Raw genomic sequence first — 12,034 nt, 5'->3', positions numbered from 1 at the left:
CGGGTGGAGAGCGGTCAGGCGCCGTCGACGAAGAGGCAGAAGAGCTGGCCGTGCGGGTCTCGCATCACCCGGACGCCCGGTTGTGGCTGGACGGCCTCCACGCGTGCGCCGAGACCGACGGCACGCTCGACCTCGGCGTCCAGATCGTCGACGAGGAGGTCGAGGTGCATGTGCATCGGGGCGCCCTCGCCGGTCGGCCAGGCCGGGGCGATGAACGACGTTTCGAGCTGGAAGCTCAGCCCCGGCCGCTCCCGCTGCGGGTCGCGTAGCCGGACCCAGTCGTCGTCCACGGCGACGGTCTCCCAGCCGAGCAGCTCCCGGTAGAACCGGGCCAGCTCCCGCGGTCGCGGCGAGCCCAGGACGACGGCGCCGAAGCTCGCGCTCACGGCGAGCTCCCGGCAAGCGCGGCGTGGACGTCTGCGGCGAAGATGGGATCGTGGGCGAGCTCCTCGGCCAACTCCCCTGCCACGCGGGCGGAGGCCGGTGACGCCAGCAGCGCGGCCACCGCAGCCACCCGGCACTCCCACCGACGGCGCACCGTGTCGTCGGGATCGATCAGCAGACCACGGGACGGCTTCACCCGTGGCTCGGACGCCAGCAGGTCGAAGACCACCGCCGTGCCCAGGACGGCATCCTCCTCGAGGAGCACCGACACCCGGCGCGCGATCTCGGCGGGTTCGGTCGACATCCCCGTCAGCGGGTTCATCGCTTCGGCCTCATCTCGCCACTGTGCCACGCCTCGACCGTCACCCACCGTGATCAACAGGCGGTTTCGGCCGTCCCTGCAACCGAAAGCGCCTGTTGATCACGAGCCGGCACCAGCCGCACCGCGCCCGCCCGCACCGTGATTGAGAGGCCGAAGCGGTCGCTGTCGCGGCCGCCTCAGCCTCTCGATCACGTGAGCCGGGCCCCCGGCCTCAACGCCAGCCGAGCGCCGGGGCGACGTGGGTGAGCAGCGACTCCAGCACGTGGGCGCAGTACTCCACCCCGAGCTGGTTCGGGATCGTCACCAGCAGCGTGTCGGCCGCGGCGATCGCCTCGTCCTGCGCCAGCTGCTCGACGAGCCGGTCCGGCTCGGCGGCGTAGGTCTTGCCGAAGCGGGCCTTCCCGCCGTCGAGGTAGCCGACCTGGTCGCTGGAGCCGCCGTCGCGGCCGAAGTAGGCGAAGTCGAGGTCGGTGACGATCGGGAAGATGCTGCGACTGACCGACACGCGGGGCTCACGGTCGTGGCCGGCGTCGGCCCAGGCCTTGCGGAACCGCTCGATCTGCTCGGCCTGCAGCTGGTGGAACGGCACGCCGGTGTCCTCGCTGAGCAGGGTCGAGCTCATCAGGTTCATGCCCTGCTGCGCCGTCCACTCGGCGGTGGCGCGGGTGCCCGCACCCCACCAGATCCGCTCGCGCAACCCTTCGGACTGCGGCTCGATCCGCAGCAGGCCGGGCGGGTTGGGGAACATCGGCCGCGGGTTGGGCTCAGCGAAGGCATGCCCCTCGATGACGTCCAGGAAGACGCGGGTGTGGTCGCGGGCCATCTCGGCGTGGTCGCTGCCCTCGGCCGGGAAGTAGCCGAAGTAGCGGTACCCCTCGATGACCTGCTCGGGCGATCCCCGGCTGATGCCGAGCTGCAGTCGGCCACCGCTGATGAGGTCCGCGGCGCCGGCGTCCTCGGCCATGTACAGCGGGTTCTCGTAGCGCATGTCGATGACACCGGTGCCGATCTCGATGCGGCTCGTCCGCGCCCCGACGGCCGCCAGCAGCGGGAAGGGCGAGGCGAGCTGCCGGGCGAAGTGGTGCACCCGGAAGTACGCACCGTCGGCGCCGAGTTCCTCGGCGGCGACGGCGAGATCGATGGACTGCAGCAGGACGTCCGACGCCGAGCGGGTCTGCGACTGCGGCGAGGGCGTCCAGTGACCGAAGGAGAGGAAGCCGATGCGTTTCATGGACACGTCAACCATCGTCGCACGCACGATGTTCCCGCCGCTACCATCACCGCCCGTGACCGTCACCTACGACACCACCCTGCGCGCCAACGGCAACAACACCGGCATCGAGGTCCCCGCCGAGGTCCTCACCGAGCTCGGCGGCGGCGGGCGTCCGCGTCTGGCTGTCGACGTCAACGGCTACCAGTTCGGCGCCACCGTCGGGCGGATGGGCGGAGCGGCGATGATCGCGTTCAGCAAGGCACACCGGGACGCCTCCGGTCTCACTGCCGACCAACCCATCACGGTCACGCTGGCACTCGACACCGCGCCGGTGGAGGTGCCCGTCCCGACGGAGCTACGCCACGCGCTCGCCGAGGCCGGGCTGACCGAGGCCTTCGACCGGCTCGCACCGTCCCGGCGCAAGGAGCACGCGCGACAGGTTGCCGACGCCAAGGCCGACGCCACCCGGGACCGCCGGATCGCCAAGGTCCTCGCCGACCTCGGCTGAGGATCAGCCGGCGCGACACGCCGCAGCTTTCTTGACTCAGTCCAGATTATTCGGCACGGTGGCCCTGTGCTTCCCACCGACCAGGCCGAGCAGCTGCTCCGCAGCGCCGACCTGCGTGTGACCAAGCCGCGACTGGCGGTCCTCGCCGCGGTGGCCGAGCACCCGCACGCCGACACCGAGTCGGTGATCACCGCCGTCCGTCACGAGCTGCCGGACGTTTCCCGGCAGGCCGTCTACGACGTCCTCGCCGCCCTCACCTCGGCGCGCATCCTGCGCCGCATCCAGCCGTCCGGACACGTCGCCCGGTACGAGACCCGCGTCGCCGACAACCACCACCATGTGGTGTGCCGCTCCTGCGGCACCATCGGCGATGTCGACTGCGCGGTCGGCGAGGCGCCCTGCCTCGCCGCCGCGGACGACCACGCCTTCCGCATCGACGAGGCCGAGGTCATCTATTGGGGCCTGTGCCCCGGCTGCGCCACCACCCCCACCCAGCACTGAAGATCACCGAAACCAGAAGGGATCACCGTGACGATCGAACACGACGCCAAGGTCGGCGACATGGACAAGGAGGCCGCCGGCGGCTGTCCGTTCTCGAGCGGCGAGCTGAACCACCCCACCGAGGGTGCCGGCAACCGGGACTGGTGGCCACGGCAGCTCAACCTGTCGATCCTGCGCAAGCACCCGGCCGAGGCCAACCCGATGGGCAAGGACTTCGACTACGCGAAGGAGTTCGCGACCGTCGACCTGGCCGAGCTCAAGGCCGACCTTGCCGAGGTCATGACCGACTCCAAGGATTGGTGGCCGGCGGACTTCGGTCACTACGGCGGTCTCTTCATCCGCATGGCGTGGCACAGCGCCGGCACCTACCGGATCGCCGACGGCCGCGGCGGCGCGGGCGCGGGCATGCAGCGCTTCGCTCCGCTCAACAGCTGGCCGGACAACGCCAGCCTCGACAAGGCCCGTCGCCTGCTCTGGCCCGTCAAGAAGAAGTACGGCAAGCGGGTCTCCTGGGCTGACCTCATGATCCTGGCCGGCAACGTCGCCCACGAGACGATGGGCCTGCCGATGTTCGGCTTCGCCGGCGGCCGTCCGGACGTCTGGGAGCCCGACGAGGACGTCTACTGGGGCCCCGAGACCACCTGGCTCGGCGACGAGCGCTACACCGGTGACCGCGAGCTGGAGAACCCGCTCGCCGCGGTGCAGATGGGTCTGATCTACGTCAACCCGGAGGGCCCGAACGGCAACCCCGACCCGCTGGCCTCGGCCCGCGACATCCGCGAGACGTTCGGTCGCATGGCCATGAACGACGAGGAGACCGTCGCCCTCATCGCCGGTGGTCACACCTTCGGCAAGACCCACGGCGCCGCCGACCCTAACGAGTACGTCGGACCCGAGCCGGCCGCGGCCGACCTCACCGAGCAGGGCTTCGGCTGGAAGAACAGCTACCGCTCCGGCGTGGGCGCCGACGCCATCACCAGCGGCCTCGAGGTCACCTGGACCTCGACGCCGGTGCAGTGGTCGCACGGCTACTTCGAGAACCTCTTCAAGTACGAGTGGGAGCTCGAGAAGAGCCCGGCCGGCGCCAACCAGTGGGTCGCCAAGACCGACGAGCTGACCATCCCGGATCCGGACGGCACGCCGAACAAGCGCAAGCCCACCATGCTCACCAGCGACCTGGCGCTGCGCTTCGACCCGAGCTACGAGCAGATCTCGCGCCGCTTCCTGGAGAACCCCGACGAGTTCGCCGAGGCCTACCGTCGCGCCTGGTACAAGCTGACCCACCGTGACATGGGGCCGAAGGAGCGCTACCTCGGCCCGGAGGTGCCGTCGGAGGAGCTGCTCTGGCAGGACCCGGTTCCCGCCGCCGAGGGCTATACGCTCTCCGACTCCGACGTCGCCACGCTGAAGCAGCAGATCCTCGCGACGGGCCTGTCGGTCTCGCAGCTGGTCAAGGCGGCGTGGGCGTCGGCCTCGTCCTTCCGCGTCAGCGACAAGCGGGGCGGCGCCAACGGCGGCCGCATCCGGCTGCAGCCGATGGCGGGCTGGGAGGTCAACGACCCCGACGAGCTCGCGCAGACCCTGCGCGCCCTCGACGGTGTCAAGGAGGGCTTCGGTAAGCAGGTCTCGATCGCCGACCTCGTCGTCCTCGGCGGCGTCGCGGCCGTCGAGAAGGCAGCCAAGGACGCCGGTTACGACGTGGCCGTGCCGTTCTCGCCGGGGCGCACCGACGCCAGCCAGGAGCAGACCGACGTCGAGTCGTTCGCCGCGCTGGAGCCTGCGGTGGACGGGTTCCGCAACTTCCTCGGCAAGGGACAGCGGCTGCCGGCCGAGTACCTGCTCGTGGATCGCGCCAACCTGCTCGATCTCACCGCGCCGGAGATGACCGTCCTCGTGGGTGGTCTGCGCGTCCTCGGCGCCAACGCCGGCGGCTCGAACCATGGCGTGCTCACCGACCGGGTCGGGCAGCTGACGAACGACTTCTTCGTCAACCTGCTGGACATGGAGACCACCTGGTCGTCGGTCGACGACGAGCAGGCGCTCTTCGAGGCGAAGGACGACGCGGGCACCGTCCGCTGGACCGGCACCCGCAACGACCTGGTCTTCGGCTCGAACGCCGAGCTCCGGGCCGTCGCCGAGGTCTACGCCAGTGACGACGGCGCCGAGAAGTTCGTCCACGACTTCGTCGCCGCGTTCCACAAGGTGATGAACCTGGACCGCTACGACCTGCACGCGTAAGCGTCCGTCGCACCCTCCGCTGCCCGCGTCGGCCTCGTGCCGGCGCGGGCAGCGTCGTCTATCGGCCCAGCGCGCGTCGCGCGGTGCGCGCGAAGAGTTCGGGGACGTCCATCCCGGCCGCGGCCGCCATCACGGCCAGCACGCTGGACGGGGAGTACGAGCAGTAGAGGCTCGCCTCCAGGAAGACCGGCCGTCCCTGCGGGTCGACGCGGAAGTCGAAGAGGCTGTAATCGCGGCAACCCAGCGCCCGGTGGCAGGCCCGGGCGGCTGCCCAGACCGCCTCGGTGACGGGGTCGTCGACTGGCACGATCGCGGCGTGGGCCGCGTCCTTGGCGACGAGTTCCAGTCCCCCGGCGGCGGCCGGGCGCAGCTTGTCCGCCTCGTCGCGGATGGGTTTGGTCTCGGCGTCGACCGCGTACTCCTCCAACGGCAGGCACTGCAGCTCACCGTCGACCTCCAGGACGCCGCAGCGCACCTCGCGACCGAGCTCCACGTACTGCTCGACGAGCACCTCGTCGCCGTGCTCGAAGGCGGTACGCAGCGCGGCCTCGACGTCGGCCGCCCGGCGCACCAGGGTCACCCCGGTGGAGTTGTCGGCGGCGGCGGGCTTGACCACGACCGGCAACGGCAGCGTCAACCGCTCCCCGGTCCGCAGCACCTGCGCCTCGGCGACGGCGACCCCGGCCGCCGCCACCACGGCGCGGGCATGCGGCTTGTACGCGGCCAGCGCCATGGTCTCGGCGCGGTTGCCGACGAACGGGATGCCGACGAGGTCGAGCAACGCACGGTACGAGGTCATGCCCGGCAGGCAGAACAGCTGCGGCAACGCGAGGTCCGGCTGCAACTCGGCGAGGAAGGACAGCGCCTCGGCCGTCGAGAGCTCCGGGGCCGCGGCGATGGCGGCGCCGGAGAGATCGAGCGGGAAGCGCCAGCCCCCGCCGGGCGCGACCCAGGCGACGACGTGCTCGCCGGCCGGGTCCAATGCCGCGAGCGCGCCGGTGGCGTAGAGCCGCGAGAGGTCGGCGAAGAAGTTGCTGCTCGGCGACCCGGCCAGGTGCAGGACGCGCATCAGTCGCCGCCGGCCTCGACGAGCTTGCCGATGTTGAAGTCGATCTTGACCCAGTCGCGGCCCTGCCAGAGGTTGCGCAGCAGCAGCGACGGGATCTGCAGGTGGTGGACGAGCAGGAACGGCAGCGGGTCGTGCCGGGCGAAGATCGCGTCCTTGCCCCGCAGGATGGTGCGGAGCCGCTCCCGACGTCCGTCGCTGGTCAGCAGGCGCCAGACCTCGTGGTAGAGCCAGTACGTCGGGCGGCTGCCGGGGCGGGGCGTCAGCGGCGGGGCGGACGGATCGCGCTCGCCGAGATAGGCGGCGGCCAGAGCGGGTTCGTCGTGGAACATGGTGATGGCCGAGTGGGTGCGCGGGTTGCACTCGATGCCCCGGACCTCGCCCGCGGCATCCACGATGACGTCGAAGCTCACCTGCCCGGTGAGTCCGAGCGGCTCCACGAAGCCCCGGACCCACTTCTCCACTGCAGGCTGGTCGACCATCTCGTAGTTGATCTGAAACGCCGAGGACCGGCAACACGCGTAGACGGTGATGACGCCGTCACGCACGGTGCTGTGGGTGCAGTACTCGGTGCCGCGGACGAACTCCTGCAGGATCCACGGGTCGTCCTCGGAGATGGTCTTGGAACGAGCGAAGGCGGCGGTCTCCCCCGCCGTCGGCCGGGGCAGCGGGGTCAGATCCAGCCGGTTGACGGGGTCGTAGGCGAGGTGCTTGAGCACGTAGCTGGCCTCGCCGACGAAGTCGAAGCCCGCCACCTGTTCGGGGTCGGTGATCCGGTGGGTCTCCGGGACCCCGAGGCCCACACTGCGCGCATGACGTGCGAACTCGTCCTTGTCGTCGAGCATGCGCACGGTCTCGGTGTCGGCGTGGATCACCTCGCAGTGTCCGGCCAGCAGCTCCGCGGCGCGGGCGTCGAAGTAGCTCGCCACCGGGCTGCAGACGGGCACGTAGACGTCGACCCCCTCGGCGCGGACGATCTCCAGCAGCGCCTGCGGGTAGCCGGGGTCGGTGACCTCCGGCACGACGTGGAAAGCGGACACCGCCGAGGAGAAGCGGTGCCCGGTGAAGCGGTAGCGCGCGGTCTCCACCAGGACGACCCGGTGACCTGCCGCGTGGAACGACCGACACAGCTGCAGCGCCTTGGTCATCTTGCCGCCCGAGATCAGCACCGTCCGGCGCTCCCCGGAGACCGGCGCCGGCGTGGCCGGGCGCAGCCGCGACGTCACCAGTGCCACGGCGGTGACGGCGGCGTTGAGCGGCGCAACGGCGGTCAGCAGTCCGAGCGTCGCCAGCGTCCTCAGCCGGGCCGCGGTAGGGCCGCGCCTGCGGCCCGTCACGAGGCCGCCGCCAGCCCGTAGCCGGTCTCGCCGGAGACCATGCCGCGGTGCATCACGCGATCACCGGAGACCGTGCTGTGGTCGGCCCGGTGCAGCACGCAGGCGTTGTCCCAGATCACGATGTCGCCGGCGCGCCAGCTGTGGCGCAGGCAGTTGGCCGGCACCGTCGAGTGCTCGTAGAGCGCAGCGATGACGGTGCGGGCCTCGTCGTCGTCGAGCCCCTCGATCGCCGTGCAGCGCTGCGGCGTCGACAGGTAGAGCGACCGGCGTCCGGTGAGCGGATGCTCCCGGAAGACGGGATGCCAGGCCTCGCGCTCCTGCACGGAGCCGGGGTCGACACCGGTCACCTCGTGCTTGACGCGGCGCCCCGCCAGTCGCCGGCGGAGGTCGGGGGCCAGCGTGTCGTAGGCGCGGTACTGATTGGTGAAGACGGTCTGCCCGCCCGCGGCGGGGATGGCCACCGCCCGCAGGGCGGTGTACGCGGGCGGGAAGCTGACATAGCTCGTGTCGACATGGAAGACGCTGCGAGGCGGCGTGCTCCGGCCGACGTTGCTGATGACATTGAGGTCGGGCTGACCCGGCAGCGGGTCCTCGCCGACGGTGAACATCAGCTCCCCGAAGCCGCGCAGGAAGTCGACGAAACTGTCGTCGTCGATCTCGTGCTGGTCCCGGACGACGAGGACGCCGTGATCGCCGAGCAGGCTGCGGAGTCGGGCGACCGGACCGAGCCGGCGCAGGTCGACATCGGTGAGCTCCAGCCCGAGCGGGTGCAGGGCGGTGCTCGTCACGAGACCCGCCGTGCGAGCGTGACCCCGTCGCGCAACGGCACCACGACCTGCTCGACCCGCGCTTCGGCGGCCAGGTAGTCGTTGAAGCGCGCGATGGCGGCGCCGGGGCCGCTCGACGCGCCGAGCCAGGGCTCGCCCTGCAGCAATGTGTTGTCGATGCAGAGCAGGCCGTGCGGGGTCAGTAGCTCGTGATCCAGGACGGTGCGGACATAGCCCTCGTACCCCGCCTTGTCGGCGTCGACGAAGACGAGGTCGAAGCCTTCCCCGGTTCGGGCGAGGTCGGCCAGCGTCTCGTCGGCCGGGCCGACCCGGATGTCGATTCGCGAGGCCACCGGCGACGTGGCGAACTGTGCACGCGCGAAGTCCGCCACCTCGGCATCCAGCTCGCAGGCGACGACGACGCCCTCGGCCGGCAGGGCTTCGGCCATCGCCAGGGCCGAGTACCCGGTGAACATCCCGATCTCCAGCACCCGCCGCGCCTGCAGCGCGTGGACGAGCATCGCGAGGAACCGCCCCTCGACGTGGCCGGAGAGCATCTCCTGCTCCAGACCGCCCGACCACGGCGCGTGCCGTGTCGCGGCGGCGAGGGCAGCCAGCGACGGCGACTCGTCGCTGGTGTACCGGCCCGGATACTGCGAGAGCCCCGCCGCCAGGTCGGCGAGCTGCCGGACCTCGGCGGCGAAGGGCGCCCCGGCGGCCACGTGAGCGAGGTCCAGGAGTCGCTCGGCCAGGATGTCGGCTGGGGTCACCGGCCGCGGCGGGGCCGGTGCCGCGGCCGGTGAGTTCGGGGTGGCGCCGGTGCTCACGGCCGGAAGACGTCCAGGCCGATGCCGCCCCGCGGGTATCCCGCGACACGCTGCCGGTGCGCCGCCAGCGCCTCGGACATCTCGTCCGCGTCCAGGTCGTTGACGAAGTAGCAGGTGCCGATGGGCCGGGGCACCGCCGCACGCAACGCACCGTCGCGGGTCTGCACGATCGCCTCGGTGGAGCGGGCGAGCAGCTCAGGAGTGAGATGCGGGCTGTCCAGCGACAGACCCAACGAACTCATCAGACCGAAGATCCGGTCGCGATCGGTGGCCGAGAGGTAACCGCGCAGCTCGGCCACGGTGGTCGAGTAGGCCATGTCCACGTTGATGGCGTGCCCGTGGAAGTACGGCTGCTCCGGGGTCAGCTCCAGGATGGGGCTCCAGGTGTGGCCGAAAGCGATCACGCGGTCCAGGTCGAGTTCCTGCAGGTTGGGCACCTCGAGCTCGAGCATGGTCTTGATCGCCTGGTAGGTGAGATGGTCGGCGATCTCGCGCAGTTCCGGTGTGCCGTCGAGGTGACCGAACCGCGTGGTCATGAGGTCCTCGCCGTACTTCTCCAGCAGCTCGAAGATCTCTCGGTTGCCGACCGTCGAGATCTTGATCAGCTCGGCCATGCCGTTGCGCACCTGCTCCAGCGGCAGGGTGCGCAGGAAGCCGAAGTCCAACAGCACCTGCTGCGAGGCATGGAAGGCGCCGAGCCGGTTCTTGTACTTGCCGTGGTTCACCGCGACCTTGATGGCCACGCTGGCGTCGATGAGACCGATGAGCGTGGTGGGGATCCGCACGTAGTTCGTCGCACGGCGGAACATCGAGCAGGCGAAGCCGGCGACGTCGGTCATGAGTCCGCCGCCGACGACCAGCACCGGCTCCTTGCGGACGAGGCCGAAGGCACCGAACTCGTCGACGATGCGCTCCGCAGTGCGCATCGTCTTGTCGGCCTCGTTGATGACGAACGGGACCAGGGTGAGCTCGATGCCGTGTGCAGCGAAGTAGGCGCGGGCAGCGTCGCCGTAGTGATCGGCGACGTGGTGGTCCACGATCATGAGGCAGCGACCCCATGGCGCGTAGATCTCGGCCAGCTCGGTGTTCGACGGGTCGAAGACGCCGTCGACGAAGCGCAGCGAATACCGCACCCGCTCGTAGGCGTCGATCTCGAAGGCGGTCGGCGACGCGGTCAGTCCCGCTGCGGGCACGGCGGTCTCGGCGAGGGCGGTCATCGGCGGCCGGCCGAGACGTGGGCGGCCAGCTCGTCGAAGGAGAGCATGTACACGCAGGTGGTCTCGCCGAAGTCGTGGGTCACGGTGTTCTCGTTGGGGAAGGCGACGACGGGGATGCCCGCGGCGTCCGCTGCCGCCACGCCCCCCACGTTGTCCTCGACGGCGATGCAGTCATCGGCGGCGACGCCGAGCTTGTCGAGGGCGAGGCGATAGACCTCGGGGTCGGGCTTGGCCTTCGCCACGTCGCTGACGTCCGTCACCAGGTCGAAATCGTCGAGGGTGACGGTGTCGTTGGTCGCCTGCAGCACCGCCGGCACGTTCTCCGGCGACGTGGTGGTCACGAACGCCACCTGCCAGCCGGCGGCCTTGGCGGCGTCGATGGTGTCGCGGACGCCCGGTCGCGCGGTGGTGCGAACCGTGCCGAGCAGCTCGCGGAAGCGCTCGGACTTGCTGTGGTGCACCGCCTCGGCGTCCACCGTCTCGCCGCGCTTGTCGGCCTCGTCCGCGATGCGCTGCGCGCCGCCGTTGGAGAGCAGCAGACCCTGGTAGTAATCGCGCTCCCACGTCCAGTCCAGGCCGTGGCGGGCGAAGGCGTCGTTGAAGGCGCCCCGCTGCAGCTCCGAGGTGTCGGCGATGACGCTGATCGAACCGAAGATCAATACGGGCATGTCTGTCTTCTCCGTCGTGGTCTCAGACGTGCGGCCGGTGATGACGACCGCGGGCGTGGCCCCGGGGCGGGGTACGCGCTCGACGACTCCCTACCCCGTTCTACACAAGATTGTGCACAGTCGAGCAGAAACGGGCAGAACTTCTGCACGATCTTCGCCCGTTGGACGTTTCGCGGGTGTCGCCGCCCCCAAGCCGCCGGTTATCGGTCACTGTGAGGTCGAGATGCTGGGACCAGACCGCCGACGCCGTGTCCTGGGGTACGTGCGTGAACACGGCAGCGCCTCGGTGCAGGCGCTGGTGAGCGAGCTCGGCGTCAGCGCGTGGACGGTCCGACGGGACCTCGCTCAGCTCGAGAACGAGGGTCAGGTGACCCGGACGCACGGCGGCGCGACCGTCGTGCGCGCCGGTGACGGGGCCCGCCGGCCGGCGGCGTCATCGGCCGAGGACCGCGCGAAGGCCCGGATTGCAGCGACGGCGGCCGGCCTGCTCCCCGGTGACGGGTCGACGATCATGATCCTGGGCGGGTCGACGACGCAGACCCTCGTCCCCCACCTGGTCGACCGTTCGCTGACAGTCATCACCAACAGCCTGGAGGTCGCCCACGGCCTGAAGTGGGCGCACGACGTCACGCTGGTCATGCTCGGCGGCTACCTGCACCGCGATCAGATGACGCTGCTGGGACCGCTGAGCGAGGCGTCCATGGCCGACCTGCACGTCGACGTCATGGTCGGCGGGGCGTACGGCATCGACCCCGGCCGCGGCGTCACCGGCGCGAAGGTCGTCCAGGCCGGCTACCACCACCGCATGCTCGATCACGCCGACCGGCTGCTGCTGCTGGCCGACGCCTCCAAACTGGGCCGTCGGGGACCAACCCTGCTGGCACGCATGGAGCAGGTGCACACGCTGGTCACCGACGCTCGGGCGCCGAGCGGTCTGCTCGAGCAGATCCGCGCCGCCGGCCCCGAGGTGGTCGTCGCCGGCTGAG

13 protein-coding genes are annotated in these 12,034 nt (G+C 70.7%); 4 read left to right on the top strand and 9 right to left on the bottom strand.

All coding sequences use genetic code 11. From position 1 onward, the window contains the following. Nucleotides 1-14: 14 nt before the first annotated feature. The 3 genes from AC0NZQ_RS14245 to AC0NZQ_RS14235 form a co-directional block, all read right to left on the bottom strand. A complete protein-coding gene (locus AC0NZQ_RS14245; RefSeq protein WP_474530526.1) occupies nucleotides 15-386 on the bottom strand; it encodes a VOC family protein in 372 nt (123 codons plus the stop codon). After that, the gene (locus tag AC0NZQ_RS14240; protein ID WP_474530525.1) at nucleotides 383-736 is read right to left on the bottom strand and encodes a hypothetical protein; all 354 of its coding nucleotides are present in this window, start codon (nucleotides 734-736) and stop codon (nucleotides 383-385) included. Before AC0NZQ_RS14240 ends, AC0NZQ_RS14245 begins: the two co-directional genes overlap by 4 nt. Before the next feature lie 181 nt (nucleotides 737-917). Then, a complete protein-coding gene (locus AC0NZQ_RS14235) occupies nucleotides 918-1,937 on the bottom strand; it encodes an LLM class flavin-dependent oxidoreductase (protein WP_474531403.1) in 1,020 nt (339 codons plus the stop codon). Nucleotides 1,938-1,992: 55 nt separating this feature from the next. Between AC0NZQ_RS14235 and AC0NZQ_RS14230 the strand changes: the two genes are divergently transcribed. The 3 genes from AC0NZQ_RS14230 to katG all read left to right on the top strand — a co-directional run bounded on the left by AC0NZQ_RS14230 (nucleotide 1,993) and on the right by katG (nucleotide 5,166). Next, nucleotides 1,993-2,427 (top strand): YdeI/OmpD-associated family protein, encoded by a 435-nt coding sequence (locus tag AC0NZQ_RS14230; protein WP_474530524.1) that lies wholly within the window; start codon nucleotides 1,993-1,995, stop codon nucleotides 2,425-2,427. Nucleotides 2,428-2,493: 66 nt separating this feature from the next. After that, nucleotides 2,494-2,928: a Fur family transcriptional regulator gene (locus AC0NZQ_RS14225; RefSeq protein ID WP_474530523.1), complete on the top strand. Its 435-nt coding sequence runs from the start codon at nucleotides 2,494-2,496 to the stop codon at nucleotides 2,926-2,928. A 60-nt stretch (nucleotides 2,929-2,988) separates the two neighbouring features. Further along, nucleotides 2,989-5,166: a catalase/peroxidase HPI gene (gene katG, locus AC0NZQ_RS14220; RefSeq protein WP_474531401.1), complete on the top strand. Its 2,178-nt coding sequence runs from the start codon at nucleotides 2,989-2,991 to the stop codon at nucleotides 5,164-5,166. Between the two features lie 58 nt (nucleotides 5,167-5,224). Here katG and AC0NZQ_RS14215 read toward each other — a convergent pair whose 3' ends face one another. The 6 genes from AC0NZQ_RS14215 to AC0NZQ_RS14190 are packed head-to-tail and all read right to left on the bottom strand — an operon-like array spanning nucleotide 5,225 to nucleotide 11,048. Next, a complete protein-coding gene (locus tag AC0NZQ_RS14215) occupies nucleotides 5,225-6,235 on the bottom strand; it encodes a D-alanine--D-alanine ligase family protein (protein ID WP_474530522.1) in 1,011 nt (336 codons plus the stop codon). Beyond that, entirely contained in the window at nucleotides 6,235-7,569 is a 1,335-nt protein-coding gene (locus tag AC0NZQ_RS14210) for an ATP-grasp domain-containing protein (protein ID WP_474530520.1), read from the bottom strand. Before AC0NZQ_RS14210 ends, AC0NZQ_RS14215 begins: the two co-directional genes overlap by 1 nt. Continuing rightward, nucleotides 7,566-8,357, bottom strand: a complete 792-nt coding sequence (locus tag AC0NZQ_RS14205) for a TauD/TfdA dioxygenase family protein (protein ID WP_474530518.1) — start codon at nucleotides 8,355-8,357, stop codon at nucleotides 7,566-7,568. The genes AC0NZQ_RS14210 and AC0NZQ_RS14205 overlap by 4 nt, the downstream gene beginning before the upstream one ends. Further along, nucleotides 8,354-9,163, bottom strand: a complete 810-nt coding sequence (locus tag AC0NZQ_RS14200; protein ID WP_474530517.1) for an O-methyltransferase — start codon at nucleotides 9,161-9,163, stop codon at nucleotides 8,354-8,356. Before AC0NZQ_RS14200 ends, AC0NZQ_RS14205 begins: the two co-directional genes overlap by 4 nt. After that, a complete protein-coding gene (locus AC0NZQ_RS14195; protein WP_474530516.1) occupies nucleotides 9,160-10,380 on the bottom strand; it encodes a sedoheptulose 7-phosphate cyclase in 1,221 nt (406 codons plus the stop codon). Before AC0NZQ_RS14195 ends, AC0NZQ_RS14200 begins: the two co-directional genes overlap by 4 nt. Beyond that, nucleotides 10,377-11,048, bottom strand: coding sequence for an HAD-IA family hydrolase (locus AC0NZQ_RS14190; RefSeq protein WP_474530515.1), 672 nt, complete (start codon nucleotides 11,046-11,048; stop codon nucleotides 10,377-10,379). Before AC0NZQ_RS14190 ends, AC0NZQ_RS14195 begins: the two co-directional genes overlap by 4 nt. Here AC0NZQ_RS14190 and AC0NZQ_RS14185 point away from each other — a divergent pair. Beyond that, complete coding sequence (locus AC0NZQ_RS14185) at nucleotides 11,014-12,033, top strand: DeoR/GlpR family DNA-binding transcription regulator (RefSeq protein ID WP_474530514.1); 1,020 nt, start codon at nucleotides 11,014-11,016, stop codon at nucleotides 12,031-12,033. The genes AC0NZQ_RS14190 and AC0NZQ_RS14185 overlap by 35 nt on opposite strands. The last annotated feature ends 1 nt before the right edge of the window (nucleotide 12,034 follow it).

This window comes from Jatrophihabitans sp. sgz311053, assembly GCF_056135305.1.
Note: the sequence above shows the minus strand (reverse complement) of the source record. Positions and strands in the feature narration are given on the sequence as shown.